Annotated in this window: 20 protein-coding genes and 10 tRNA genes; 12 read left to right on the top strand and 18 right to left on the bottom strand. The window is 36.1% G+C overall.

Going from position 1 to position 26,298, the window contains the following annotated elements; translation table 11 throughout:
* Nucleotides 1-188 precede the first annotated feature (188 nt).
* Nucleotides 189-485 carry a YfcZ/YiiS family protein gene (locus H1225_RS09495; protein WP_006533378.1) on the bottom strand — a complete coding sequence of 99 codons (297 nt, stop codon included), beginning with the start codon at nucleotides 483-485 and terminating at the stop codon, nucleotides 189-191.
* 345 nt (nucleotides 486-830) lie between these two features.
* Here H1225_RS09495 and fadL point away from each other — a divergent pair, with 345 nt between their 5' ends.
* The gene (gene fadL / locus H1225_RS09500; protein ID WP_239739097.1) at nucleotides 831-2,138 is read left to right on the top strand and encodes a long-chain fatty acid transporter FadL; all 1,308 of its coding nucleotides are present in this window, start codon (nucleotides 831-833) and stop codon (nucleotides 2,136-2,138) included.
* Between the two features lie 85 nt (nucleotides 2,139-2,223).
* Here the strand turns inward: fadL and mlaA are convergent, their stop codons facing one another.
* The 3 genes from mlaA to H1225_RS09515 form a co-directional block, all read right to left on the bottom strand.
* A complete protein-coding gene (gene mlaA, locus H1225_RS09505) occupies nucleotides 2,224-2,961 on the bottom strand; it encodes a phospholipid-binding lipoprotein MlaA (RefSeq protein ID WP_109399872.1) in 738 nt (245 codons plus the stop codon).
* A 707-nt stretch (nucleotides 2,962-3,668) separates the two neighbouring features.
* Nucleotides 3,669-3,743, bottom strand: a tRNA-Arg gene (locus tag H1225_RS09510).
* A gap of 177 nt (nucleotides 3,744-3,920) precedes the next feature.
* Nucleotides 3,921-4,706: an AraC family transcriptional regulator gene (locus tag H1225_RS09515; RefSeq protein ID WP_239739098.1), complete on the bottom strand. Its 786-nt coding sequence runs from the start codon at nucleotides 4,704-4,706 to the stop codon at nucleotides 3,921-3,923.
* Between the two features lie 104 nt (nucleotides 4,707-4,810).
* Here H1225_RS09515 and H1225_RS09520 point away from each other — a divergent pair, with 104 nt between their 5' ends.
* The 4 genes from H1225_RS09520 to phsC all read left to right on the top strand — a co-directional run bounded on the left by H1225_RS09520 (nucleotide 4,811) and on the right by phsC (nucleotide 10,137).
* Entirely contained in the window at nucleotides 4,811-5,614 is an 804-nt protein-coding gene (locus H1225_RS09520; RefSeq protein WP_161671467.1) for a sulfite exporter TauE/SafE family protein, read from the top strand.
* Nucleotides 5,615-6,488: 874 nt separating this feature from the next.
* The gene (gene phsA / locus H1225_RS09525; RefSeq protein ID WP_109847171.1) at nucleotides 6,489-8,768 is read left to right on the top strand and encodes a thiosulfate reductase PhsA; all 2,280 of its coding nucleotides are present in this window, start codon (nucleotides 6,489-6,491) and stop codon (nucleotides 8,766-8,768) included.
* Between the two features lie 14 nt (nucleotides 8,769-8,782).
* A complete protein-coding gene (locus H1225_RS09530) occupies nucleotides 8,783-9,361 on the top strand; it encodes a 4Fe-4S dicluster domain-containing protein (protein WP_006533391.1) in 579 nt (192 codons plus the stop codon).
* Nucleotides 9,358-10,137, top strand: coding sequence for a thiosulfate reductase cytochrome B subunit (gene phsC / locus H1225_RS09535; protein WP_109847170.1), 780 nt, complete (start codon nucleotides 9,358-9,360; stop codon nucleotides 10,135-10,137). The genes H1225_RS09530 and phsC overlap by 4 nt, the downstream gene beginning before the upstream one ends.
* Before the next feature lie 959 nt (nucleotides 10,138-11,096).
* Here phsC and H1225_RS09540 read toward each other — a convergent pair.
* The 8 genes from H1225_RS09540 to H1225_RS09575 form a co-directional block, all read right to left on the bottom strand.
* Nucleotides 11,097-11,399, bottom strand: coding sequence for a helix-turn-helix domain-containing protein (locus tag H1225_RS09540; RefSeq protein WP_006533394.1), 303 nt, complete (start codon nucleotides 11,397-11,399; stop codon nucleotides 11,097-11,099).
* 2,107 nt (nucleotides 11,400-13,506) lie between these two features.
* A tRNA-Val gene (locus H1225_RS09545) sits at nucleotides 13,507-13,582 on the bottom strand.
* Between the two features lie 14 nt (nucleotides 13,583-13,596).
* Nucleotides 13,597-13,672 (bottom strand) — tRNA-Lys (locus H1225_RS09550).
* 41 nt (nucleotides 13,673-13,713) lie between these two features.
* A tRNA-Lys gene (locus H1225_RS09555) sits at nucleotides 13,714-13,789 on the bottom strand.
* 38 nt (nucleotides 13,790-13,827) lie between these two features.
* Nucleotides 13,828-13,903: transfer RNA gene (locus H1225_RS09560), tRNA-Lys, on the bottom strand.
* Between the two features lie 41 nt (nucleotides 13,904-13,944).
* Nucleotides 13,945-14,020 (bottom strand) — tRNA-Val (locus tag H1225_RS09565).
* Nucleotides 14,021-14,063: 43 nt separating this feature from the next.
* A tRNA-Val gene (locus H1225_RS09570) sits at nucleotides 14,064-14,139 on the bottom strand.
* 39 nt (nucleotides 14,140-14,178) lie between these two features.
* Nucleotides 14,179-14,254: transfer RNA gene (locus H1225_RS09575), tRNA-Val, on the bottom strand.
* 319 nt (nucleotides 14,255-14,573) lie between these two features.
* On the opposite strand from H1225_RS09575, the gene gltX reads away from it, so the two are divergent.
* The 3 genes from gltX (at nucleotide 14,574) to H1225_RS09590 (ending at nucleotide 16,328) form a co-directional block, all read left to right on the top strand.
* Nucleotides 14,574-15,992, top strand: coding sequence for a glutamate--tRNA ligase (gltX, locus tag H1225_RS09580; protein ID WP_006533395.1), 1,419 nt, complete (start codon nucleotides 14,574-14,576; stop codon nucleotides 15,990-15,992).
* Between the two features lie 157 nt (nucleotides 15,993-16,149).
* A tRNA-Ala gene (locus H1225_RS09585) sits at nucleotides 16,150-16,225 on the top strand.
* Nucleotides 16,226-16,252: 27 nt separating this feature from the next.
* A tRNA-Ala gene (locus H1225_RS09590) sits at nucleotides 16,253-16,328 on the top strand.
* A gap of 65 nt (nucleotides 16,329-16,393) precedes the next feature.
* On the opposite strand, the gene H1225_RS09595 is transcribed toward H1225_RS09590, so the two are convergent.
* Nucleotides 16,394-17,146: an SDR family NAD(P)-dependent oxidoreductase gene (locus H1225_RS09595; RefSeq protein WP_072063487.1), complete on the bottom strand. Its 753-nt coding sequence runs from the start codon at nucleotides 17,144-17,146 to the stop codon at nucleotides 16,394-16,396.
* A 183-nt stretch (nucleotides 17,147-17,329) separates the two neighbouring features.
* Here H1225_RS09595 and H1225_RS09600 point away from each other — a divergent pair, with 183 nt between their 5' ends.
* On the top strand, nucleotides 17,330-17,770 hold the full coding sequence (locus H1225_RS09600; protein WP_072063219.1) for a MarR family winged helix-turn-helix transcriptional regulator: 441 nt from the start codon (nucleotides 17,330-17,332) through the stop codon (nucleotides 17,768-17,770).
* Nucleotides 17,771-17,772: 2 nt separating this feature from the next.
* On the opposite strand, the gene H1225_RS09605 is transcribed toward H1225_RS09600, so the two are convergent.
* The 4 genes from H1225_RS09605 to zipA form a co-directional block, all read right to left on the bottom strand.
* The gene (locus tag H1225_RS09605) at nucleotides 17,773-17,988 is read right to left on the bottom strand and encodes a DUF3820 family protein (protein WP_072063220.1); all 216 of its coding nucleotides are present in this window, start codon (nucleotides 17,986-17,988) and stop codon (nucleotides 17,773-17,775) included.
* 170 nt (nucleotides 17,989-18,158) lie between these two features.
* Nucleotides 18,159-19,343 (bottom strand): NupC/NupG family nucleoside CNT transporter, encoded by a 1,185-nt coding sequence (locus tag H1225_RS09610; RefSeq protein WP_006533399.1) that lies wholly within the window; start codon nucleotides 19,341-19,343, stop codon nucleotides 18,159-18,161.
* A gap of 228 nt (nucleotides 19,344-19,571) precedes the next feature.
* Nucleotides 19,572-21,599 (bottom strand): NAD-dependent DNA ligase LigA, encoded by a 2,028-nt coding sequence (gene ligA, locus H1225_RS09615; protein ID WP_115065498.1) that lies wholly within the window; start codon nucleotides 21,597-21,599, stop codon nucleotides 19,572-19,574.
* Nucleotides 21,600-21,781: 182 nt separating this feature from the next.
* Nucleotides 21,782-22,810 carry a cell division protein ZipA gene (gene zipA / locus H1225_RS09620; RefSeq protein WP_239739099.1) on the bottom strand — a complete coding sequence of 343 codons (1,029 nt, stop codon included), beginning with the start codon at nucleotides 22,808-22,810 and terminating at the stop codon, nucleotides 21,782-21,784.
* A 223-nt stretch (nucleotides 22,811-23,033) separates the two neighbouring features.
* Between zipA and cysZ the strand changes: the two genes are divergently transcribed.
* Nucleotides 23,034-23,804 (top strand): sulfate transporter CysZ, encoded by a 771-nt coding sequence (gene cysZ / locus H1225_RS09625; protein WP_109847720.1) that lies wholly within the window; start codon nucleotides 23,034-23,036, stop codon nucleotides 23,802-23,804.
* A 122-nt stretch (nucleotides 23,805-23,926) separates the two neighbouring features.
* Here the strand turns inward: cysZ and H1225_RS09630 are convergent, their stop codons facing one another.
* A complete protein-coding gene (locus H1225_RS09630; protein ID WP_072063224.1) occupies nucleotides 23,927-24,457 on the bottom strand; it encodes a hypothetical protein in 531 nt (176 codons plus the stop codon).
* 236 nt (nucleotides 24,458-24,693) lie between these two features.
* Here H1225_RS09630 and cysK point away from each other — a divergent pair, with 236 nt between their 5' ends.
* Together cysK and ptsH are read left to right on the top strand one after the other, a co-directional pair.
* Nucleotides 24,694-25,647: a cysteine synthase A gene (gene cysK, locus H1225_RS09635; protein WP_161671465.1), complete on the top strand. Its 954-nt coding sequence runs from the start codon at nucleotides 24,694-24,696 to the stop codon at nucleotides 25,645-25,647.
* Between the two features lie 329 nt (nucleotides 25,648-25,976).
* Nucleotides 25,977-26,234 (top strand): phosphocarrier protein Hpr, encoded by a 258-nt coding sequence (gene ptsH, locus H1225_RS09640; RefSeq protein ID WP_006533407.1) that lies wholly within the window; start codon nucleotides 25,977-25,979, stop codon nucleotides 26,232-26,234.
* The last annotated feature ends 64 nt before the right edge of the window (nucleotides 26,235-26,298 follow it).

The raw sequence follows: 26,298 nt of genomic DNA on the forward strand, positions 1-26,298 counted from the left end.
GATAATAGTGTTAACAAAAAATTCACTTTTCAGAAACGTTATTTTACAAGAAGTGGGAGTTAGCGCTCAATATTTCGATGAAATGTCTGAAACTTAACAATAATGATAGAAAAAGATAATAACGTGATGAAGGGATATAAAAAAGGCTGTTGAATTTCAACAGCCTTAAATCTATTTATTTCAGTGGATTAGCGTAATCCCAACTGAAAGATTAAGTTTTCTGCTTCACAAGAGAATGTAAAATCAGCGGTAAGTTGGACACCACCATCAACATCAGCAAATTGTTGATTGATTTTGCAAGGCTCTGAAGCGATAGATTGTGCTTTTGCACTGAGTTGATCTAACATTGCTTGCGCTTGTACTTTATCAGCGAAGACATGCTGATATGACGCTGTGCAATTCTTATTGTCAATAATAGTACCCACATCTACACAACAGCAAGCAGCGGTTTCTTCTGCACTACAACGATTAATTGCGTCTGCCATTTTAGTCTCCCAACGAAAGAAATGTTAATTATCTATCATAATCGTAAAAAAATAAAATAAACTGCTTTAGCTCAAATTTTATTACAATTTTACAAAAATAATTGATTATTCTGTTTGTTTAACAATCAAAAACATCTTTATTGGAATAACTTGTGAAAAATATGTTAACCAAATCCCAATTATTGAATCTAATTGGCAATATTTGTAAAACATACTTGCAACATTTACGGTAATCAACTTTATACTTAATCAACTGGTCTGATTTGTCATAACGACAACCGCACCTAAAATCCAGCGCTTCTAATCAGAAGTTACTAACTTAAAAAAATTATGAGGGTTTAGGTCATGAACCGTAAAAACCTGTTTACTCGCACAGCACTAGCTGCCTTGGTAGGTGTTATCTCCTCTCAAGCAGGCGCTGCCGGTTTTCAGTTAAATGAATATTCTACTTCAGCACTAGGGCGTGCATTTTCAGGAGAAGGCGTTATCGCCGATGACGCAAGCGTAGGTAGCCGTAACCCAGCTGCACTTACCATGTTCGATCGCCCTGAATTCTCTGTTGGTGCTATCCATATTAACCCAAGTGTTGATATTAAAGGTAATTCACCTCTTACAGGCGCTAGCACTAACGCTGGCGATATCGCACCAAGCGCATTAGTCCCTAATATCCACTTTGTAGCACCAATTAATGATAAATGGGCGATTGGTGCATCAGGCACAACAAACTTTGGTTTAGCCACTGATTTTAAAAAGGATTATACTGCTGGCCTTATTGGTGGTAAAACCGATTTAAAAACCATGAACTTAAACTTAAGTGCAGGTTATCGAGTAAATAACCAATTTAGTGTCGGTTTAGGCTTAAATGCCCTTTATGCTGATGCTGAAATCACGCGTCATGCTGGTGAATTACCAGGAATGATTGGTCTTCCAGTATCACCTTCAGCACGCGTAGCCCAACTTAAAGGTGATGCATGGGGCTTTGGCTGGAATGCTGGCTTACTGTATGAGTTTGATGAAGACAATCGTGTAAGTTTTACTTATCGCTCTAAAGTAAAAGTGAAATTTAAAGACGGTGAGTTCCAAAGTGATTTAAAAACAATCCCTCTTCCTGGCGGTAATTCTATTATTGGAACAGAAGGTGGAACCATTAAAGGCAAACTTGATCTTAACTTGCCTGAAATTTGGGAATTTGCTGCTTATCATCGTGTAGCACCAAAATGGGCTGTTCATTATAATTTTGCTTACACAAGCTGGAGTGAATTTAAAGAATTGAGAGCCACACGTAAGAGTGATGGTCAACAACTCTTCAAGAAAGAAGAAGGCTTCCGAGATGCATGGCGAGTGGCTTTAGGAACAACCTATTATCACGATGATAACTGGACATTCCGTACTGGTATCGCTTTCGATGATAGTCCAGTTCCAGCGGATAAACGCTCTATTTCCATTCCTGATCAAGATCGTTTCTGGTTAAGTGCAGGGGCAACTTATGCATTTAACAAAGATATGTCTGTTGATGTGGGCTTAGCGTATATGCACGGTAAAAAAGTCACAATCAAAGAGAAATTATCTGAAGAATTACCATTACCTGCTTACGAATTTGAATCATCAGGTAAAGCATGGTTATACGGTATGAACTTTAACTACCGTTTCTAACTGTTACGCTATATCGCTTTTATATAAAAAATGGTCTTTTTTAAGACCATTTTTTATTTATTCACCAAGCTAAAAAGATAATTCACTAATCAATGGAATCTAAATCATCTTCAATGGCTTTCGCATTAGGGTTTTCCTTTACTGTACCCGCTTGGAAGTCATTACTTTGGAAATAGGCTTCACGCATCATTAAATAAGGATCAGATGAGTTTTGTAAAATAGCATCAGAGTCGAGCAATTGCGCTCGTGTTTCAATGCCTTCTAATGCCCACTTACCCGCTGACATCCAAAACGTTAAATAGCTCAACATAGGGTAGGTTAAATCAGCCCAATCACCACCCTCTTCACGGACAGTAAAGCTACCATAGCCTGGTACAACAACATAAGGGCCATAATCCATACCATAATGACCTAACGTACTACCAAATCGCATTGGTACTTCCTTTTCCATCGTTTCTTTGGACATACCAGCAACATCAATTAAACCACCCATACCAAAGACGGTGTTGATCCAAAATCGACCAAAATGTTTTGCACCCTTTTCAAAATCACCACGTAATATGCTGTTCACCATACTTGCAGGCTCTTCTAAATTACCTAAAAAGTTAGATAAGCCATTTCTTGCTGGTGGTGGCACATAATCACGCCAAACAACGGCAACTGGACGTAAAATATAGGGATCTAATACATAGTAGTTAAAATCAAACATCTGGCGGTTAAACCCTTCTAATGGGTCAGAACGCCCCTCCCCATTATTAGAGGTGCTTGCACATCCTGAAAGTAAGGCAACTGAAAGAGCAACACCGCACAGGCGATACTTCATAATGTTCTCCGCTAATTATCTTATGATGAGCAACATCATAATTCGCATATTCATAAATTCTAGACATAATACTGTCAATGCATAATAAGTGGTACTTTTATTAGGTTTTGATCTTATAAGATTATTCGGTTTTTGTGATTATCTTATCGAGCTAATTTAAAATATTAACCCTATATTATGGACAAATATAAAAATATTCGATGTTATGTAATTATATTCTACTTTCAATACATCAATATCTGCTAATGATTTTAACCATTGTCGCTACTTCGGTGTATTAGCAGGAAAATCTATAATAATGGTATTTCCAGCGTTAAGAAGAACTGCAATATGTTCACTTAATACACTCTTCACTAAATCACTTTTTCCAATATAGTCAACCACTGTCTTTATTTGATTTAGGTAAAACCACGAGAGCCATTCATCTTTATTGATTAATACCACCCTGAGTGATTTTAAACTTGATCAAAATTTTCAGGAGGGATAAAGATATCAATTGGTCTAACATTACACATCATCAACAGAAAATAAGTAATAAATAAAAACTTTAAATATCAAATGTTATTAATTAACTTTATATTCATATAAAAACCTGTATTTATTATCGATTATTGAACAAGTGAGTGAAATAATGACGATAATAGATAGCGTGAACTGATAAAAACAGCTCTAGGAAGAATGTCTAGATTTATAGCATGGGTAATAGATGGCGTTCCCTACAGGGATCGAACCTGTAACTAGCCCTTAGGAGGGGCTTGTTATATCCATTTAACTAAGGGAACGTACGTAGAAAAATCAAATGTAACTTATGGACGGCCTACATTTTACCTCCCTCGCTCTCTATTAATCAAGTTTTAACGCACTGATATTGGAAGGAATTTTTTTGTTTCTTTTTTGAACAATGCAATTTAACTTAAAAACCACCTAATATATATAAGAATCAATGATTATATTTTTGCTTATATATGTCTATACTCTTTCAATTGTTTTAAAAATAATTTAGGTGAATACCCCATCTCTTTATTAAACATCGCACTAAAGGCGCTAGGATTTTCATAACCCAGCTCTAAAGCAACTTTAGTAACCGAATCACCTTTTTTTAAAGCAGTCAACGCATACATTAAACACGCTTTTTGACGCCAATCTCGAAAAGAAAGACCGGTTTCTTTATGAAAAAAACGGGTAAAAGTACGTGGGCTTTTATTTAATTTTTCAGCCCACATTTCTGGTCTAGTGCGAATATTGGGTTGTGACATAAATTCAGTACACAATTCATCTAATAAAGCATGTTGTGGTAATGGCGTAAAATAAGGTAACGGTTTTGCCTGAGCTAATTCATGACAAAGCAAAGTTAATAATGCACTATCTCGTCCACCTAAATCATAAAGTAAAGGAAGCTCATTAGCTGAAAGTAATAGCTGATGAAGCAGAGGTGAAACTTGTAAAACTTCACAATATTCTGAGTGACGAGGAATTTTATTAGGCTCAATATAGAGACTATAAGTGCTACTCCCCAACATTAGCACTTGATGTACTTTTTCTGCTGGGATCCACACGCCACTGTAAGGTAATACAATCCATTGACCATCTTCTGTTTTAACTTTCATTACCCCATTAGGGGCATATAAAAATTGTGCTCGTCGATGATAATGGGATTCAAGAAATGTGTCATAAGGATAATCAGAGCCTAATGCTAAAATATCGCGAGGAAGATTATCCACACAATTGATATCGAGATTACGCATAATCTTTAAATTGTCCTAAATTCGTATAAAGTTGTCATTATCACGTGGGTAAGACATCACTTTATTCTATATCGTTAATCTCCTGACTCAACAGGAGATTTGAAATGACACTTTGGCTGATTTCTTTTGGTCTAATTTCAGGCATTACAACATGGTTATTTGGCTTTGGTGGCGGCTTTGTCACTGTTCCCTTACTCTATACACTTATTCTGACACTCTGGGGAATAGACAGTTTACCTGCTGAGCATGCTATGCAAATCGCCGTTGCTACTTCTGCATTAATTATGTTGTTTTCTGCAACAGTCACAACCATTAAGCACCATAAAGCAAAAAGGCTTGATTGGAATATCATGTCCATACTGTTTATTGGTATCGCTTTTGGTGGGATCTTAGGTGCTCTTCTCGCCTTAACGGTTGAAGGTACGTGGATCAAATGGATCTTTATTGGTTATCTTTTTATCACTATTTTAGACTGCTACTTTCGCCCCGGTTTTATGGCTCCTACTCACAATGCAAAAAAAGTGACCAAAGCAAAAGAAAGTATTAATGGTACCGTAATTGGTATTATTGCTGCTTTTCTAGGAGTTGGTGGAAGCGTGATGACAGTACCTTTATTGCGCCGTAGAGGAACACCAATGGCACAATCAGCAGCAATGGCAAATGTATTAACCTTACCTTTAGCACTCACAGCAACATTCACTTACGTTGCCCTTTCTTTTACGTCACCTTTAAATGGTGAATCTGGTTTCATTGGTTATATTTGGCTAAAAGCTGCACTTATTCTGATTTGTAGCACTTGGGTTGGTTTGAAGATCTCTGAACGTTTTTTATCTCATATTCCCGACAAATGGCATGCAAGAATTTATCCTCTATTACTGAGTCTTGTTTTAATTGTCATGCTGTTTTAAATCCTTTCTTCTATATAAAAGTTCCAAAGGCAACAAACAACGAAAAAACAATAATGACTACATATAAAATGGTGGCTTTGAATGTTCAAAAAAGTCACCATGTCTTTAACATTTCACTCCATCTTTTTCCTACACGTCTCCATTTAGCATTAATGTTATTAAGACACTTAAAACAAAATATATCTCTTTTTGACAATCACGACACAGTTCCATAACGATTAATATCATTAATTAATATTTAAACATAATGAATAATAATTTATAAATTGTCTCGTGCTTAATATCAGCCTGATCACATTTAACCGAGCATTTTTTCGTACCATGCATCACTGATTTATTTTTCTATTTTATTTATATCTATTATCAAAATAATAAGTTAGCTATTTTTCATAAGAGGATAATTTATGAAAAAACTAAATTTAAATAGTATCAAAAGTATTATTTATCGTTATTTTTAAATAACAAGTTAATTACAATATAACCAACACTCGATATATAATAAATTATATATCGATAGGTTTTTTTGTCAAATCTTAATTATTATTAATAATATATTTAAAATACACTTTAACAAAATAGATTAATACCATAAGTTAGTGAATTTAAAAGAACAATATATAACTATCATATCTATAAAAAACCTCTATTCCTTCTCCGAAACTTTATTATAGCATTTAATAGAAGAAAATAATTATCATTTAATTTTGTCTATTTTAGTTAATTTATTTAGTGATATTTATTAACTTATTATTCTCTATTATTTATTATTTACAACTAAGTCATCACTTATGGATTAATAAAATGGAGACACCTTCAAATATTTATTTAACCGTCCGTATATAATATTTAGCTATAAGAAGAAACTGGAGGTTATATGAGTATTAGTCGTCGTTCTTTCATTAAGGGGATGGGAATAGGATGTGTGGGTTGTACCGTAAGTAGTTTACCACCAGGTGCACTTGCATTTAATCCTGTAGATTCTCTTAAGGGTCAGTCAAAATTAACACCTAGCCTGTGTGAAATGTGTTCTTATCGTTGTCCAATAGAAGCTCAGGTTGTTAACAACAAGACTGTTTTTATCCAAGGAAATAGAAATGCTGAACACCAAAGTAGCCGAGTTTGTGCAAGAGGTGGCAGTGGTGTTAGCCTAGTTAATGACCCAAACCGTATTGTCAAACCTATGAAACGCAAAGGTCCAAGAGGCGCGGGTGAATGGGAAGTGATAAGTTGGGAACAAGCTTATAGCGAAATCGCCGAAAAAATGAATGCCATAAAGCAAAACTATGGCGCAGAAAGCATCTCTTTCTCCTCAAAATCCGGATCGCTCTCATCTCATCTTTTCCATTTAGCGGCTGCATTTGGCTCCCCCAATACGTTTACACACGCATCAACATGCCCTGCAGGTAAAGCCATTGCAGCATCTGTTATGATGGGTGGCGATCTTAAAATGGATCTCGCAAATTCAAAATATATTATCTCTTTTGGTCATAACCTTTATGAAGGTATTGAAGTTGCAGAAACTCATGAGTTAATGACAGCACAAGAACGTGGTGCGAAATTAGTCAGCTTTGATCCTCGTTTATCTGTTGTTTCAAGTAAAGCTGATGAGTGGTACGCGATCCGCCCAGGCGGGGATTTACCTGTTCTAATGGCAATGTGTCATATATTAATTAAAGAAGATCTCTACGATAAAGATTTCATTGAGAAATTTACGGTAGGTTTCCCACAATTAAAAGAAGTTCTACAAGATACAACCCCTGAATGGGCTCAATCTCATTCTGATGTTCCAGCTAACGATATTGTTCGCATTGCTCGTGAGATTGCATCCCAAGCACCTCATGCACTGATTATGCCTGGTCACCGCGCAACCTTTAATAAAGAAGAAATTAATATGCGCAGAATGATCTTCACCTTCAATGCATTGCTCGGTAACTTTGAACGTGAAGGTGGCATGTATCAGAAAAAAGCAGCATCAAAATACAATAAACTCGCGGGTATTAATGTTGCGCCTGAACTCGCTAAACCAAGCGTTAAGGGAATGCCAGAAATTACAGCAAAACGTATTGATGCTACTGCACCTCAATTTAAATATATCAATAAAGGTGGTGGTATCGTTCAATCTATTATTGATTCAACATTAAACGGTGTGCCATATCAAACCAGAGCATGGATTATGTCTCGCCATAACCCATTCCAAACAGTAAGTTGTCGCCCTGAGCTAGAAAAAACCGCACAGAAATTAGACTTAATTGTTAGCTGTGATGTTTATTTAAGCGAAAGTGCCGCTTATGCCGATTATCTATTACCTGAAACAACTTATTTAGAACGTGATGAAGAGATTTCTGATGTTTCAGGTTTAAATCCAGCTTATGCATTACGCCAGCAAGTTGTCGAGCCAATTGGTGATACAAAACCAAGCTGGTTAATTTGGATGGAATTAGGGAAAAAACTGGGATTAGCTCAATATTTCCCATGGGAAAATATGGGTGTTCGTCAGCTATATCAAGTCAATGGTGATGAAGCACTGTATAAGGAAATCCATAAAAAAGGCTACTTGTCCTATGGTATCCCATTACTTTTACGTGAGCCTTCTTATGTAAAAGCCTTTGTTGAGCAATATCCTGATGCTATCAAGCATGTTGATGGCAATAATATGATGGAAAAATCACTGTCATTTAAATCACCGAGTGGCTTAATTGAAATCTACTCTGAGGAACTAGAAAGCCGTTTAGAAAACTACGGTATTCCACGCTTCCACAACTTCCCATTAAAAGAAAAAGACGAGCTTTATTTTATTCAAGGCAAAGTCGCCGTTCACACTAATGGTGCAACACAATATGTACCATTATTAGCTGAATTAATGTGGAAAAACCCTGTTTGGCTTCACCCTGAAACAGCTAAAAATCATGGTATTAAACATGGTGATGAAATCATTCTAGAAAACAGTATCGGTAAAGAAAAAGCACATGCTCTGATTACTGAAGGCATTCGCCCTGACACCGTATTTGTTTATATGGGATCAGGTGCAAAAGCAGGCGCGAAAACAGCTGCGACAACGACAGGCGTTCACTGTGGCAATTTATTACATCATGAGATTAGCCCTGTATCAGGTACTGATGTGCATACATCAGGTGTCAAAATTAGTCGGGCTTAAGGAAAAAAATAACGATGAACAATAATGATAAACAATTTGTCATGTTACATGATGAGAAACGTTGTATTGGCTGCCAAGCTTGTACTGTTGCGTGTAAAGTCATCAATGACATTCCAGAAGGATTTAGCCGACTTCAAGTCCAAATACAGGGTCCTCATAACGATGAAGCAGGTCATCCACATTACCAATTTTTCCGTGTTTCTTGCCAACACTGTGAAGATGCGCCTTGTGTTTCTGTTTGCCCTACTGGTGCCTCTTTTATTGATGAAAATGGTATCGTTCAGGTGAAAAAAGAGCTGTGTATTGGCTGTGATTACTGTGTTGGTGCTTGTCCTTACCATGTTCGTTATATCAACCCAGTGACACATATCGCAGACAAATGTAACTTCTGTTCTGATACTCGATTAGCTGAGGGAGAATTACCCGCATGCGTATCAGTATGCCCAACAGATGCACTTGCTTTTGGTCGCATTGACTCACCTGAAATTCAGGCTTGGATCAAACAAAAATCCGTTTATCAATACCAATTAGATAATGTCGGAAAACCGAGTTTATTCCGTCGTAAAGAAATCCATCAGGGAGATAAAGCATGACTAGTATCTGGGGAGCAGAACTCCATTATACGCCAGATTATTGGCCTGTATGGTTAATCGCAGCTGGTTTATTAATCGTTGCTATGATAGCAGTATTAGTTATTCATGGTTTACTACGCTATGCCCTTGCACCAAAACACGCTGGTCATTATGAAGAAGAACGTGTTTATTTATACTCCAAAGCAATTCGTTTTTGGCACTGGGGTAATGCTTTACTATTTATCCTATTGCTATTAAGTGGCTTTTTAGGGCATTTCTCTATCGGCAATGTTACATCAATGGTACTGTTACATAAGATCTGTGGTTTTGTTCTTATCGCGTTCTGGATTGGTTTTATTTTTATCAATCTAACAACTAATAACGGTGTACATTACAAAGTAAAATTTAGCGGATTAATTGGTCGTTGTATCAAACAAGCTCGCTTTTATCTTTACGGTATAATGAAAGGCGAACCACATCCTTTCGCTGCAACTGAAACCAACAAGTTTAACCCACTTCAACAACTCGCTTACTTAGGTGTGATGTTTGGTTTAGTGCCACTGTTACTTGTTACTGGATTATTATGTTTATATCCAGAAGTACTTGGCTATGGCTATTGGATGTTAAAAGCACACTTAGTTTTAGGTATTGTGGCATTAATGTTTATTTGTGCACACTTCTATTTATGTACACTGGGTGATACTTTTACTCAAACATTCCGTAGCATGATCGATGGTCATCATCGCCATCAGAAACATGAAGATCATGGATCCATAGCAGAAAAAACAGAACATTAATTTCTCAATATTTCTTCTGTTACATTTCATTTCCTAAAATGCCCGTTTAAACGGGCATTTTTTGATCTTAATTCAGAATTTCATAACCTTTTTTGTAACAAGGAAGCAATCTAATGCACAATGACAACGCTAAAAAATATGCCTAAATGACAATCTATTACTGCGATACATAAAGACCGAATTTATACAAATCGTAAAGGCTTGTGTTAGTAGTGTTGTCAAACTGCAGAGAGATCTTACTATTTTTATGATTAATAAATGTTTTATACCCAGAACAAGCAAAGCATATTAATCTCTCTAAATAATCCTAACAGGTCTTTTAATATCTACTCAACCGACCAGCAACTAAATCATATTCTTAAACTGCTCAAAGACTTATTGTTACTACCTTTTCATCTCGATCAAAAGGCAACAATAATCTATCCTGATATGATATTAACTATCATTATCAAAAACAGTCATTTAATGATAATACTTAACTTTTGATCTGATAACCTATTTTCACCAATACGTATATTTTGCATTTATCATATTAAATGGATTTTTTAATTTATTGATGTGAAAAACATAAATTATACGTTTAATAGCTTCAAAAATGTTACCAGGAGGTAAAATTGTGGTAGGTAATATAAGAGGTAATTTTATGAGTAGCTTATTCTAAACAAGCATCAATTAGCTATTTTTTCTCATACTAATAAATATGATAATATATTTCTCTAAGCATGAAGATTTTAGTTCATTTACAATAAAATTATTCTTCTTTTTGTAAAAATTAAAAATATTTATCTCTATAAACATAAAATGCCCTAATAAGGGCATTTATTTCATATAGCGACTTCATTTCATCCGCTAAGATAATTCTTATTATTAACTAACTAAAGAGAAACATTTGTATATAAGAATTATCTTACTCAATTTAGCTATTCAAAAATGAGTTATTTTCTAATTTAAAAATATTATTAGAAAATAGAAAGAGCCTTGCTATCGAAATGAGCTGGAATATGTTGTTCATTTAGCTCAGTTTCTTGAGCCATTCCGCCAGTTACTTCTTCAAAGAAGCTACCAATATTAACACCTAGTACTTCAAGTACTTTAACTAAGCAATCAATATCAATACGGTTTACACCACGCTCATAACGAAATAACTGTTGTTCACTAATATCAATTTCTTTTGCTAACTGAAATACAGTATAACCTTGAGATTTTCTTAATGACTTAATTTTTTGTCCAACAGCATAAGCGACTGGATACTTGCTACTCATAATATTGTTCTCGCTTTTCACTTTGATTGATATCTAATTTATAATGGCGTATTCCTGCGCAATAATATATAAAAAGATATATTATTGATGACACCTTTTTGTTTTAATAAAATATTATTTTTAGTAGATAAGAAATATTACAATTCAAAACATGACTTATCATATGTAAATAATATACTACGCATTTAAACACTTTCAACCAGTCAAAAAAAGATAGTGCAGGTGCAATGATTTACTCATACTAGTAAACAATACTTAGGATAATGGTATATTTCCTTTATTTTCATATAGTTGAAATATTTTACTTATAAAATCACGTTTTTTTTTCCTTAAATTTTACTCATTAATTAGAATTATTATCTATAATTATATTAATTTAAAGTATGATTATTGGTATTGTGTAAAAATAAATCAAGTTATGTCAGACTAATTTATTTAAAATAATAAATTAACCTCATAAAGGTAACGATTTTTTTATTTTTATTAACTAGCTTAATTAAAATCAATGAAATCTGATGAGTTTATAAAAAAGTCTATATTATATTTTAATATCATAATGTTACGAGATTTACACTAAAATATAGATATAAATCACATTTTAAACATTTGTTAATTAATTTATATAAGCATAAACACTTACTCTTTCAGCTAAATATATTTCATACTCCTCAATTCTTTATTACACTAGAATAAATAAAGAATAGACCTAATTACTCATTTTTTTGAATTTTTATTAATAAATAACTTATTTTAAGTTTCAATTAGATTGAAAATCTTCTTTATAAAATAGAGAAAAAACGAATATTAATATATTGTTTATCAGTAAGTTATTCAAAGAGCATACTTATTATCATAAAAAGTGGTCTTGTTATGACGACACAATATTATTCTTTCTTTTTCACTCAAATACGCACATTTAGTACATTGCAAAAATAGAGTAATCGATAGACATTAAGTTAAATTCACAAAAGAATAAACTGTTAAATATCAACTTTAGCATGATCTAATTTTGTTAATAAAAATAAAAATCAATTATTTTATATCCTAAGTAATCACACTTACACTGTATAAGAGTTATCCATAGGATAAAATAAACATTAATATTTTTATATAATTTATATTCCTGCTAGATGCACAAATTTCTCCATTTTTCATAAAAAATGAAATTAACCACTCTAGGACAAATCAATTACTGATAAAATAAGTGATTTTTGCTTTATATCATTTATGATCCAGTGCATTATTATGCAAACATTGATAAACATCAAATTTTAAATCCAATCTATTTTAAATTAAACGTTAAGTAAATTCACTCATTTTGTCGTATCTTTAGAAAAGAAGATAAACTATAAAACCCAATTTTTATCTTTTAATCTTCTGAACTTTTCCTTAAAAAGGGAGTACCAAATATTTTTCAATAGTGACTTAAAATGTTTTAACTTGCTCATTTTATGAGAGATATTGCTCATAAAAAATGCTCAAATAATTTATAACAGTGTATTTAAGGTTGTTTAATTTTATGAATAAACTAGGAAAACCTATATTTATGCTCAGGAGGAGTAGATACTTCCTTTTTGATTAGAGTAATTTTTTATATTTTCAGAACAAAACTTGTTCTCTGTTCAAAAATAAATACATATCTTCTATTAAGTTAGGCCCCTGCTCTAAAATGATTAACTTAACAATAAAAGAACGACTTATTTTTAAGCACTTCAATTTAAATGATAAAACATGGCTGGATGTAAAAAAGTGTAATAAAGAATCCGACTTATGCCCCCTTTTCACAGAAAGCGCAATGCAATAATAAGTTAAAAAAATCTTAGAAACGCATTGCCCAAAGGCACAAGAGCTGTAGCTAATTATTGCTTTGATATAACGAAATGAGCTCAATACAAGGAACTAGGAAAGCATACACGTGTAAGGATACACAGTTATAAATAAGACGATGAGCAAAGTCATGAACAGCAGACACAGAGACAACAATTAATGTCCAAAAAATATGACTAGATTTCATCACACAGCTATCAAAAACTAAATGACTCTTATTGATTATTTTATAAAAATGCGAGGAAAATAAATAAGAAAGTATAACGAAGAAATAAAGAAGTGGTGGGCGGTATTGGGCTCGAACCAACGACCTCCTCCTTGTAAGGGAGATGCTCTACCAACTGAGCTAACCGCCCGCTGAACTATTAAATGGTGGGTCGTGGGCGATTCGAACGCCCGACCAATTGATTAAAAGTCAACTGCTCTACCGACTGAGCTAACGACCCATTTAATAATTTTTGCGTAAATCTGTAAGTAGCTTTGTGAATGGTGGGTCGTGGGCGATTCGAACGCCCGACCAATTGATTAAAAGTCAACTGCTCTACCGACTGAGCTAACGACCCGTCACAATGTTCACTACTTTATGTTGTATTCTTAGGAATGGTGGGTCGTGGGCGATTCGAACGCCCGACCAATTGATTAAAAGTCAACTGCTCTACCGACTGAGCTAACGACCCATACCTAATTATGTGATATTGCGCGAAATAACCGAATGAAGTGGTGGGCGGTATTGGGCTCGAACCAACGACCTCCTCCTTGTAAGGGAGATGCTCTACCAACTGAGCTAACCGCCCACTTCATGATGACTAAATTCTCACTACCACGCTTTAATGTAATTGGTGGGCGGTATTGGGCTCGAACCAACGACCTCCTCCTTGTAAGGGAGATGCTCTACCAACTGAGCTAACCGCCCAATCACACTAAATCATACAACTTATCACAACGAAAATAATGGTGGGCGGTATTGGGCTCGAACCAACGACCTCCTCCTTGTAAGGGAGATGCTCTACCAACTGAGCTAACCGCCCGTCGTGATGGGGTGCATTATAGGGATACTGCGCTATGAGTCAACGATTTTTATCAGTTTTTTATTGTGAAAATGATCGTTCGTTTTATTTTTAGTCAAGATGCTTTTTTTAGCATCATAAGTGATACAGCAATTAACCAAAATAATCCTACGGGTACTCTTCGTCAAACAAAAAATCATCAATTTGAAAATTTTATCTCTGTTAAAGGCTTAATGCCATTGAGGAATTAACATCCAGTGATAAAATGAGGTAACCATTTCGTTTTTTTGATAATCACGATTACTTATCTATATAAGTAAGACGTACAAAGGCAATCCCAATGAGTAAAATAAAAACCCGTTTTGCACCAAGTCCTACTGGCTATCTACATGTTGGTGGTGCGCGTACCGCACTTTATTCCTGGTTATATAGCCGTCACAATAAGGGCGAATTTGTACTGCGTATAGAAGATACCGACTTAGAACGTTCTACTCAGCCAGCCATCGATGCAATCATGGACGGTATGAATTGGTTAAATCTGAATTGGGATGAAGGTCCTTATTATCAGACTAAACGCTTCGATCGCTATAACCAAGTGATTGATCAAATGTTATCTGCGGGTACTGCATACCGTTGCTATTGCTCTAAAGAGCGTTTAGAACAGCTACGCGAAGATCAAATGGCCAAAGGTGAAAAACCGCGTTACGATGGTTGTTGCCGTGGTGGTAACCATAATCACAGCGCTGATGAGCCTCATGTTGTGCGTTTCTTAAATCCTCAAGAAGGTTCTGTTATTTTTGATGACAAAATTCGTGGCCCAATTGAATTTAGTAACCAAGAGCTTGACGATCTAATTATTCGTCGTACTGATGGATCCCCAACTTATAACTTCTGTGTTGTTATTGATGACTGGGATATGGAAATCACTCACGTTATTCGTGGTGAAGATCATATCAACAACACACCTCGCCAAATCAATATTCTCAAAGCATTAGGTGCGCCTGTACCAGAATATGCTCACGTATCAATGATTTTAGGTGATGATGGTAAAAAATTATCTAAACGTTATAACGCTGTCAGCGTAATGCAATATCGTGATGAGGGCTATTTACCAGAAGCACTATTAAACTACTTAGTACGTTTAGGTTGGTCTCATGGTGACCAAGAGATCTTTACTATTGATGAAATGATTGAACACTTCACTTTAGAAGCTATCAGTAAATCAGCCAGTGCATTTAATACTGATAAACTACTTTGGTTAAACCATCACTACATCAATACACTGCCAGCTGAGAAAGTCGCTGTTCATTTAGATTGGCATATCAAACAACAAAATATTGATACCAGTAATGGCCCATCATTAGTTGAACTGATCAAATTATTAGGCGAACGCTGTAAAACATTAAAAGAGATGGCTGAAAGTTGCCATTACTTCTATGTTGATTTCGAGAACTTTGAAGAAACAGCTGCGAAAAAACATTTACGCCCAGTTGCTCGTCAACCATTAGAAGTTGTTCGCGATAAATTATCAGCAATTACGGAGTGGACAGCTGAAAATATTCACCAAGCTATTCAAGATACCGCTGATGAATTGGAAATCGGTATGGGTAAAGTGGGTATGCCATTACGTGTTGCTGTAACGGGTGCAGGCCAATCTCCAGGCTTAGATGTTACTGTTCATGCTATTGGTAAAACACGGAGTATTGCACGTATTAATAAAGCATTAGACTTTATTACTGAAAGAGAAAACCAAGCTTAATTTACTCGTTAATCTTGCTTATCAAGAAAGATACATTCCTAAAATAGGGAATGTATCTTTTTTTTGTACTCTTTTTCAGCAATCAATAAATAATGTGAGATTAACTGATTGACAGTATTGTGCTTGTTGCCTATTATCAAGCCCGTTCCAGTATGTTGGGGCTATAGCTCAGTTGGGAGAGCGCTTGCATGGCATGCAAGAGGTCAGCGGTTCGATCCCGCTTAGCTCCACCAATATACTTCTAGAACAATCCAATATGTGGGGTTATAGCTCAGTTGGGAGAGCGCTTGCATGGCATGCAAGAGGTCAACGGTTCGATCCCGTTTAGCTCCACCAGAATTTTAAGATCCTGAAGAGAAATCTTCGGGATTTTTTGTTTTCTACTCTCCCTTTATTTATTTCTACTGTGCAGTGTAACCGCCATCAATGGCATAAAACGCTCCTGTTGAGAAACTGCTCTCATCTGAAAGTAAAAAAGCAACCGTTTTAGCGACTTCATCTCTAGTTGCCATTCTTTTCATTGGGTGTGTATTTGCCATCCATTCACGAACTTCGTTGGGCAGCATTTGCATTCTTGGCGTATCAACATACCCAGGCCCAATAGCATTGATCCTTATTCCTTTATCTGCAAACTCAAGCGCAGCTGAACGTGTGATCCCTAATACGGCGTGTTTAGCTGCTGTATATGCTGAAATACCCGCAATTCCCACGATGCCATTAGATGAAGAAAGATTCACAATACTCCCTCCCCCACTTTTTAATATTGCGGGTATACCATATTTCAAGCCATAAAATACGCCATTGATATCTGTATCAATTACTGCTTTCCAATCTTCAATCTCATAATCCACAATAGACGTATTATGAGGCCCCGTGATCCCTGCATTATTAACCAAGCCATGTAATGCTCCAGCTTGAGACATAACAGCCTCAATCATTTTTTCGACTTGAGAAGATGAGGTCATATCAGCCTGTAAAGCAATCACTTTCTCGCCTGTTATATCAATAGAACGTGCTGTTTTTATTACTTGATCTAAATGCCTACCTGTAATGAAAACCGTCGCACCACGTTGAAATAGTAACTGTGCAATACCTTCACCTACACCAGTACTTGCACCAGTGACTAAAATCACTCTACCTTTAAAATAATCCATCATTTCAACTTTACCTCTTATCAATAACATCAGTTTCTATCAAGCAACCATAAAATAATTAACCAAAGTTAACTATATACCATAATATTTGATTAACTTTAGTTAATCAATATAAAGTTTGTTCAAAATGAATGACCTGATAATATTAACTTTAGTTAACATAATTCATGAGATGGCGTATTTATGGAAAAATGTGAATTAGAAAATGCATTGTCATTATTACAATGTACATTAGTCGCGCAGCGAACTCGTTATACCCCAGAGCAAGTCACGTGGGGTCAATATGATATTTTGGAATTATTACGCTTACGAGGTGACTTAACCCCTTCTCAATTGAGTGATTCTTTGGCTATTTCAAGACAAAATTTGTCGAAATTTATGCGAGGATTAAAATCATTAGGATTTATTGCACAAAAACGTTCTGAAAAAGATAAGCGTGAATTTATTACCCATTTAACTGATGAAGGTCACGCTTTTTTAGCAAGAGCAGCATTAGGTCGAAAACAAAATGCTGAAAAAATAAGTGAATGTTTAACGCTCGGAGAACAAACATTATTTATTGAATTAAGTCAGAAAATTATTAATGCATTAACACCTGAAAAATCCGGTATAGATAATAATTAACATCATCGCTTTAAGGGCTTTAATAGTCCTTCTAAGCCTTCAATTTTAATTGCAAGGGTCATCTCCATGAGTTGCCCTAGTTTTCCTTCAGGGAACTGTCCTTTCTTAGCAAACCATAATAAATACTCTTCAGGTAAATCAACTAACATTCGCCCTTTGTACTTACCAAATGGCATTTGTGTGTTTGCTATATCAATAAGATGCTGTTTCTCTAACATGTTCTCTACCACATTGCCCTTGAAGAAATAGTTCCGATTATAGGGTAATTTAAAGATAAAAAAAGCAGTACCCAAAGGTACTGCTTGATTTTCTGTTACTTGATTAACAAGTGATGCAATTTACATTGTTATTTTATTCACATGCTACCTATCTATTTTATCTTCCAAGATTAAACAAACAGACCTGCGATAGCTGCGGATAAGAAGCTTACTAATGTAGAACCAAACAGTAATTTCAAACCGAAACGAGAAACAACGTTTCCTTGTACTTCGTTTAAACCTTTAATCGCACCTGCCACAATCCCGATTGAAGAGAAGTTAGCAAATGAAACTAAGAATACAGACAAGATACCAACAGAACGCGGTGAAATTTCAGCAGCAATATCTTGTAAGCTACCCATTGCAACGAATTCGTTAGACACTAGTTTAGTTGCCATAACACTACCAACACGTAATGCATCTTGCTCTGGAACACCAATAACCCATGCTAATGGATAAAAAACGTAACCTAAGCAATCTTGGAAGCTAATACCAAAAATCATGCTGAAAATTGCATTCACTGCAGCAATTAAGGCAATAAACCCAATCAGCATTGCAGCTACGATTAACGCAACTTTGAAACCAGCTAGAATGTATTCACCTAACATTTCAAAGAAGCTTTGACCTTCATGAAGATTACCCATTTGAATATCTTCTTCATTCTCAACAGAATATGGGTTAATCACCGAAAGGACGATAAAGGTACTGAACATATTCAGTACTAGAGCAGCAACAACGTATTTTGGATCTAACATTGTCATGTATGCTCCAACAATTGACATTGATACTGTCGACATTGCTGTTGCAGCCATAGTGTACATACGACGCTGAGACATTTTGCCTAAAACATCTTTATAAGCAATAAAGTTCTCTGATTGACCAAGAACTAATGAGCTCACTGCGTTGAATGATTCCAGTTTCCCCATACCATTCACTTTAGAAAGCACTGTACCGATAATACGGATCACGAAAGGTAATACTTTGATATGCTGAAGAATACCAATTAATGCAGAAATAAAGATAATTGGACATAAAACATTCAGGAAGAAGAATGCTAAACCACCTTTCATCATGCCACCGAATACGAACTCAGTACCTTGTGCGGCATAACCTAATAAGTGATCAAATAATCCAGCGAATCCACGAACAAAGCCCTCGCCAACATCAGAGTTGAGGAAAAACCATGCTAATGCGATTTCAATAACTAATAACTGCACGATATAACGCAGACGGATCCCTTTGCGATTGTTACTCGCAATGAATGCTAATGCGCCAATAACGGCGAGTGCTAAAACGAAGTGAATGATAGAAGACATGCATGCTCCAAAAATAAAAATAAATCTTGTAGAGCATTTTATGTAACGCGTAACATTACGATGTGATTTTTGTCACAATACTATGAAACCATATACACACTATTTATTAAATAAGATAGGTTGATCACATTTTCAAAGTTACTTAAGGAACATTAAATGTACATTTAGCTTAAGTAAAAAATGCTACTAGGAAGGTTTTCCAGTAGCATTTATTAAATAGTAGAATGATTATTTCGATTGATCAAGTAATCGTATCATTTCATCTTCATCGATAACAGTTATCCCTAATTCATTAGCTTTCACTAACTTAGAGCCAGCCGCTTCACCCGCAATCACCATGTCAGTTTTTTTAGAAACACTTCCACTCACTTTTGCACCTAATGCAACTAATCTGTCTTTTGCTTCATCACGGGTTAACTGTGAAAGTGATCCAGTTAACACGACAGTTTTACCTGCAAAAGGATTTTCACCCACTTCATGAGTCACAATAATAGGTGCTTGCCATGTAATACCAGCATCATTGATCAATTGATCAATAACCGTTCTATTGTGTTCTTCTTGGAAGAAATTAACGACATGTTTAGCCACGATATCGCCTACATCAGGGACTAATTTTAGCGCTTCAACATCCGCATTTCGTAATGCTTCAAGCGTAGAAAAATGGGCGGTTAATCCACTTGCCGTTGCTTCACCGACTTCTCTAATTCCGAGAGCATAAATAAAACGCGCAAATGTCGTTGATTTAGCCTTGTCTAAAGCAGTGATCAATTTTTTTGCTGATTTTTCACCCATTCGCTCTAAACCAGATAGGATTTTTTCATCTAAACGAAAAAGATCTGCTGGCGTTTTGACATACTCTTTTTCAACCAGTTGGTCGATAATTTTATCGCCCATACCATCGACATCCATCGCACGACGAGAAACAAAATGCTTAAGTGCTTCTTTACGTTGTGCACCACAAATTAATCCTCCTGTACAACGCGCTACCGCTTCGCCTTCAATACGCTCTATATCAGATTGGCAAATTGGGCATTGCGTTGGAAAAATAATCTCTTGTGCATCAGCTGGACGTTTCTCTTCGATCACACTAACAACCTGAGGAATAACATCACCTGCTCGACGAATAACCACCGTATCGCCAATGCGTATCCCTAAGCGTTCAATTTCATCAGCATTGTGTAATGTAGCATTACTCACAACAACACCAGCAACTTGTACCGGCTCTAAACGAGCAACAGGGGTAATTGCTCCAGTACGTCCAACTTGAAATTCGACATCTTTGATAATCGTCATTTGCTCTTGAGCTTGAAATTTATAAGCAATAGCCCAACGTGGTGCTCTTGAGACAAAACCCAGCTCTTCTTGCAGAGCAATATCATCCACCTTAATAACGACACCATCGATATCAAAGCCTAAGTTAGGGCGAATTTCTTCTACATGGTGGTAAAAATCAAGTACTGCTTTGCTACCTGTGCAAAGTTTAACAGCATCACTAACGGGCAATCCCCATTTTTTAAACTGTTGTAGGCGCTTATAGTGGCTTGTTGGTAATTCTCCACCTTCGAGTACCCCGACCCCATAACAGAAAAAGGTTAATGGACGTTTTGCTGTGATACGGGGATCAAGCTGTCTTAATGAGCCGGCTGCAGCATTACGAGGGTTAGCAAAAACTTTTCCACCTGTGCGACGAGCTTCCTCATTTAAATATTCAAACCCTTTTTCATTCATAAAGACTTCGCCACGGATCTCAATACGAGTAGGAATATTTTCACCATATAAACGCAGTGGAATGGCTTTGATCGTTCTTACATTCTCAGTGATATTTTCCCCTGTTGTACCATCACCACGCGTTGCAGCTTGTACTAATACTCCATTTTCATAAAGTAAACTGACAGCCAATCCATCTAATTTTAATTCACAGCAGAAAGTAATCTCTTCACTATTCTTTAAACGATCACGTAAACGCTTATCAAACGCCAGATAGCTTGTTTCATCAAAAGCATTATCTAAGGAGAGCATCGGAATTTCATGTCTCACTTGCTCAAATGCAGTTAGAGGTAAGGCACCAACTCGCTGTGTAGGCGAATCAGAGGTAATTAATTCGGGATATTCAGCTTCTAATGCTTTTAGCTCATTCATTAAGCGATCGTATTCAGCATCAGGTATTTCAGGTGCGTCCATGACATGATAGAGATATTCATGGTGACGTAGAGTAACGCGAAGTTTATCAATTTTTTGTTGAGTGTTTTTATTCATGATTATCACCAAAGAAGAAAAACCCCCGCAAGCGGGGGTATTTTTACAGATATATACTCTAAATAATTCGAGGTGCAGCTAGGCGACAAGTAAACGAATCGCTAGGAGCATTCATCAGTATGTGACTAGTGCGAATGAACGTAGTCAACAACGCTGCAACTTGAAGTATGACGAGTATAAAGCTATTGATTTAGATCCAACGTCCTGCGAATTCTAGATTTATAAAGCTCGATTTTTTGTGGCGTTAAGAGTTTGCGTTCATCATCCAGCACAACACCACCTACATCAGATGCTATACGTTGAGCCGTAAGTAACATCAATTTAAAGTTTTGGTTAGCATCACCATAAGATGGCACCATCATAAACATTGATACACCTGGTGTCGTCAATTCCGCCATTGTATCAATATTAAATGTTCCCGGTTTCACCATATTCGCTAAACTAAACAATACAGGCCCATCAGCTGTTGGATTAAGATGACGATGGAAAATATTCATTTCACCAAACTGGAATCCAGCTTGAATGATACTTTGCATTAACGCTTCACCATCCAGCATTTGACCATGATGTGCACTTACGTTTAGAACAATAACCAGCTCTTTCTCTGCTTCTGACGCTTGTGAAGCCGATTCTGCCATTGACTCTTCAGCAGGAACATGATGCGAAACCTCAGTTTCAACAGGAGTCACATGAGCCGCTGTCTCTGAAATTGAAGGCTCAAAATTTGCAGATGGGCTTTCTGTATTAACGTGTGATTTTATTTCACTCGCAACATTAACCGCAGGAGCTGGTTTTGGCTCATCTCTAACAATAGGTGCTGGCTCTTTTTCAATCACATCAAAAACACCAAGGCTGGGCTCTTGCTGTAATGAAGTATCGTGAGAGTTCCCTTTTGTTTGGGTTTCAGACATTAATGGATCACTATCTACCACTGAAATTTCAGGTTCATGTAGAGGCGCCGATTTTATCGGTGGCTCACTCTCCCGCTTTTCAGTAGAGGATAAAGTTGATGTCTGATGACTAGCCTCAGCATATTGTGGTTCGTCATCGTTCTCATCTGACTGATAATTCTGTTTCTGACGTTTTACTGGGCGATTACGGAAAAGCTTAGAACGCTCTTTTCGACCAATCCATAAGCCGTGTAATAACAAAGCTATGATTAAAATCGCACCAACAACGATTAATATCAGACGCAAATTTTGCTGCATCATTTCTATCTCTGTTGTCTTGAGGTTTAATAGCCACGTTGGCAAATATTACTTTTTACTAAGAGTATTTGCCAATGCTCATAAGTGCAAGCCAATACTTAATTTTCTTGTCACAAAGATACACACATCAATCTCTTATGCACATTTTTTAGACAATTCATGACTAGTAAGGCTGATTATCTCCCTATATGATACTAGCTTGCCCTCATTGGAGAGAATAGGAAGTATGACAAATTTGACAGAAACGAATAAAAATTTAAATGGATTTCATTATTTTGCTCTTGGTTGGCGTTTAATTACACGCAAAGGGCTAAAACGTTTTGTTATCTTACCATTACTAGCCAATATTATTATTCTCGGAAGCGCCTTTTGGTGGTTATATGGTCAAATTGGTGGCATGGTCAATTGGATGATGGAAAAAGTGCCTGATTGGTTACAGTGGTTGAGTTATTTAATCTGGCCATTATCCGTTATTTTTATCTTATTAGTGTTCACTTATTTCTTTAGTACCTTAGCCAATATTATCGCTTCTCCGTTTAATGGATTATTGGCTGAGAAATTAGAAGGCCAAATAACTGGCATTGCACCACCAGATACGGGTATTGCGGGTATATTGAAAGATGTTCCACGTATTTTAAAACGTGAGCTAATTAAAATAGCTTATTATTTACCACGCGCTATTGTCTTGTTATTGCTCTATTTTATTCCTGCTATCGGACAAACCGTTGCCCCTATTTTATGGTTTGCTTTTGGTGCTTGGATGATGGCAATTCAATATAATGACTTCCCATTTGATAACCATAAAATTTCATTTTCAGCGATGAAATCCTCACTCAAACAGGACAAATGGAATAACCTTCAATTTGGTATGGTTATTAATATTTTTACCATGATCCCTATTCTAAATTTAGTCATCATGCCCGTCGCAATTTGTGGAGCAACGGCAATGTGGTGCGATCGTTATCGTAAACAGCATGTGCAAGATGGGCAGTGGTAAGCCTAACTAATTTAGCAACATCTCGATAAATACAAAAAACCCCGTTTTATTTAATTGTAAGCGGGGTTTTATTTTAAACTTTTTTCAATAGCGTGGTTGGGCTTATTTTGTTATTAGCCAGACTACTCAATTAATGAACGAATATAATCTTTGGTTTCTTCTCTATCCATCGGCTCACGCTCATTAATTCCCATTTCAAAGATATTTAATGCACCATCTAGTTTTTCAATAATCTCTTCATCATCTCGAATGCAGAGAATATAAGCATTTTCAAACGGTGTGAGATCAACCAATCGTAACCCTTTTTCTGTCAAAAAGTAGTTAATATATTCCAAATAAGGTAGTTCATAAGGCAACATATAAGGATCAATACTCACCTCATCCCAATCAATATTTTCAACTTGAGATAAAATCAGTGCGCCAGGTGATTCAGACAAAGAAATCTGTTCTAACGATTTCAAGTCAGGAATATCACCAAAATATTCTGTCCATTCCACATAATCCATTAATCCTTGAGCAGAGAGCGATTCGTATAGCCAATTAAGTACATCTTCTTGAGCATCGGACTCGGGTAAATTTTCACGCAAAGCTTGCGCATCTAATTCTGGTACAGCGAGTTCAAGTGCGTTAATCAACTCTTCAATGGTTTCCATTATGACCCCTGTATTTGCAAGAAATGTAGTTAAAAATAGATTATCAGCCATCAATATACTGCACATCTCTTGATTTATTAATTTGTGAATTGTCTCACTGACTCTTGATTAGAATCTTTTGGAATAAAAAGATAAAAAAGTTATAAGTATATTCATAAAGCTTATTTCCATCTTTAGCTTGATGGCGTATGGTAATTTCATCTGACCTTATAAAAAATCATGTACCGAGGATAAAAATGAGCAAGATTTTCGAAGACAACTCGCAAACTATTGGGCACACTCCTTTAATTCGCTTAAAGCATTTCGGAAATGGTAACATTCTGGCTAAAGTGGAATCTCGTAACCCAAGCTTCAGTGTAAAATGCCGTATCGGTGCCAACATGATTTGGGATGCAGAGAAGAAAGGTATTCTTAAAGAGGGTGTTGAGCTTGTAGAACCTACTAGTGGTAATACTGGGATTGCTTTGGCTTATGTTGCAGCAGCTCGTGGCTACAAATTAACACTGACAATGCCTGATACCATGAGTGTAGAGCGCCGTAAATTACTCAAAGCATTAGGGGCTAATTTAGTGCTGACTGAAGGCGCAAAAGGCATGAAAGGGGCTATCGATAAAGCCAATGAAATTCGTGATAGCGATCCTGGCCGTTACCTTTTACTACAACAATTTAGTAATCCAGCTAACCCTGAAATTCATGAAAAAACCACAGGCCCTGAAATCTGGAATGACACTGATGGTGAAGTAGCTGCTGTTATTGCTGGCGTCGGCACTGGCGGTACTATTACAGGTATTGGTCGCTATTTGAAAAAGACACAAGGTAAAGCAGTAACAATGGTTGCGGTTGAACCAGCAGACTCCCCTGTTATAACTCAAGCTCTAGCTGGTGAAGAAATTAAACCAGGCCCTCATAAAATCCAAGGCATCGGAGCAGGTTTTATTCCTGAAAACCTAGATTTATCGTTACTGGATCGCGTTATTCAAATCACTAACGAAGAAGCCTTTGATACTGCTCGTGAACTTATGACGAAAGAAGGTATTCTCGCAGGTATTTCTTCAGGTGCAGCTATTGCGGCAGCCGTAAAACTTGCAAAAGAGCCCGAATTTGCAAACAAAGAAATTGTGGTTATCTTGCCTTCTTCAGGTGAGCGTTATTTAAGTACACCACTTTTTGCTGATATTTCTGACAGCTAAATCGCATCACTCAATTGTAAAATATTTATTAAAAAAGCACCTCAATGGTGCTTTTTTTGTGGTAGAGATCAAAGTTTGTCATCCAGACAGGTGATTTATTTCTTCGAGTTTAGTATTTAATCAATTAATTATTTCGAAGGTCGAAATTAATCAGAAAATAACCGAGATAACAAAACGAACTCTTTTATCTTTCTGAACACTATTTTTATCAGATGACGCTTTACGACTTAATATTATCTGATATTGCTACGCAAAGCAGGACAAATTCATCTACACTTACTAAGTCCTGACTTAATGTGAACAATTGAGTTATAAAAGGAAAATATCCTATGTACCAGCAAGAAGTTACTATTACAGCACCAAACGGCTTACATACTCGTCCTGCGGCACAATTTGTAAAAGAAGCCAAAACATTCTCTTCAGATATCACGCTTATCTCTAGCGGCAAATCTGCCAGCGCGAAGAGCCTTTTCAAATTACAAACGTTAGGCTTAACTCAAGGTACTGTTGTGACTATCTCTGCAGAAGGCGAAGATGAAAAACAAGCCGTTGAAGCATTGGTAAAATTAATGGCGGAATTAGAATAATTCGCGATTAATTATTAACACAGTATTTATTCCCCTGAAACTATTCAGGGGAGTTAATTTCAAT

Origin of the sequence: Proteus penneri, assembly GCF_022369495.1 — a bacterium.
Taxonomy (GTDB): Bacteria; Pseudomonadota; Gammaproteobacteria; order Enterobacterales; family Enterobacteriaceae; genus Proteus; species Proteus penneri.

Coding starts and splice junctions, on each gene's coding strand:
- ptsH (WP_006533407.1), top strand. CDS start 25,977: ATGTACCAGCAAGAAGTTACTATTACAGCACCAAACGGCTTACATACT.
- mlaA (WP_109399872.1), bottom strand. CDS start 2,961: ATGAAGTATCGCCTGTGCGGTGTTGCTCTTTCAGTTGCCTTACTTTCA.
- H1225_RS09630 (WP_072063224.1), bottom strand. CDS start 24,457: ATGGAAACCATTGAAGAGTTGATTAACGCACTTGAACTCGCTGTACCA.
- H1225_RS09515 (WP_239739098.1), bottom strand. CDS start 4,706: ATGCGTAATCTCGATATCAATTGTGTGGATAATCTTCCTCGCGATATT.
- H1225_RS09495 (WP_006533378.1), bottom strand. CDS start 485: ATGGCAGACGCAATTAATCGTTGTAGTGCAGAAGAAACCGCTGCTTGC.
- H1225_RS09595 (WP_072063487.1), bottom strand. CDS start 17,146: ATGGATTATTTTAAAGGTAGAGTGATTTTAGTCACTGGTGCAAGTACT.
- H1225_RS09540 (WP_006533394.1), bottom strand. CDS start 11,399: ATGAGTAGCAAGTATCCAGTCGCTTATGCTGTTGGACAAAAAATTAAG.
- cysZ (WP_109847720.1), top strand. CDS start 23,034: ATGACAAATTTGACAGAAACGAATAAAAATTTAAATGGATTTCATTAT.
- H1225_RS09520 (WP_161671467.1), top strand. CDS start 4,811: ATGACACTTTGGCTGATTTCTTTTGGTCTAATTTCAGGCATTACAACA.
- H1225_RS09605 (WP_072063220.1), bottom strand. CDS start 17,988: ATGTTAGAGAAACAGCATCTTATTGATATAGCAAACACACAAATGCCA.
- gltX (WP_006533395.1), top strand. CDS start 14,574: ATGAGTAAAATAAAAACCCGTTTTGCACCAAGTCCTACTGGCTATCTA.
- ligA (WP_115065498.1), bottom strand. CDS start 21,599: ATGAATAAAAACACTCAACAAAAAATTGATAAACTTCGCGTTACTCTA.
- fadL (WP_239739097.1), top strand. CDS start 831: ATGAACCGTAAAAACCTGTTTACTCGCACAGCACTAGCTGCCTTGGTA.
- phsA (WP_109847171.1), top strand. CDS start 6,489: ATGAGTATTAGTCGTCGTTCTTTCATTAAGGGGATGGGAATAGGATGT.
- cysK (WP_161671465.1), top strand. CDS start 24,694: ATGAGCAAGATTTTCGAAGACAACTCGCAAACTATTGGGCACACTCCT.
- H1225_RS09610 (WP_006533399.1), bottom strand. CDS start 19,343: ATGTCTTCTATCATTCACTTCGTTTTAGCACTCGCCGTTATTGGCGCA.
- H1225_RS09530 (WP_006533391.1), top strand. CDS start 8,783: ATGAACAATAATGATAAACAATTTGTCATGTTACATGATGAGAAACGT.
- zipA (WP_239739099.1), bottom strand. CDS start 22,810: ATGATGCAGCAAAATTTGCGTCTGATATTAATCGTTGTTGGTGCGATT.
- H1225_RS09600 (WP_072063219.1), top strand. CDS start 17,330: ATGGAAAAATGTGAATTAGAAAATGCATTGTCATTATTACAATGTACA.
- phsC (WP_109847170.1), top strand. CDS start 9,358: ATGACTAGTATCTGGGGAGCAGAACTCCATTATACGCCAGATTATTGG.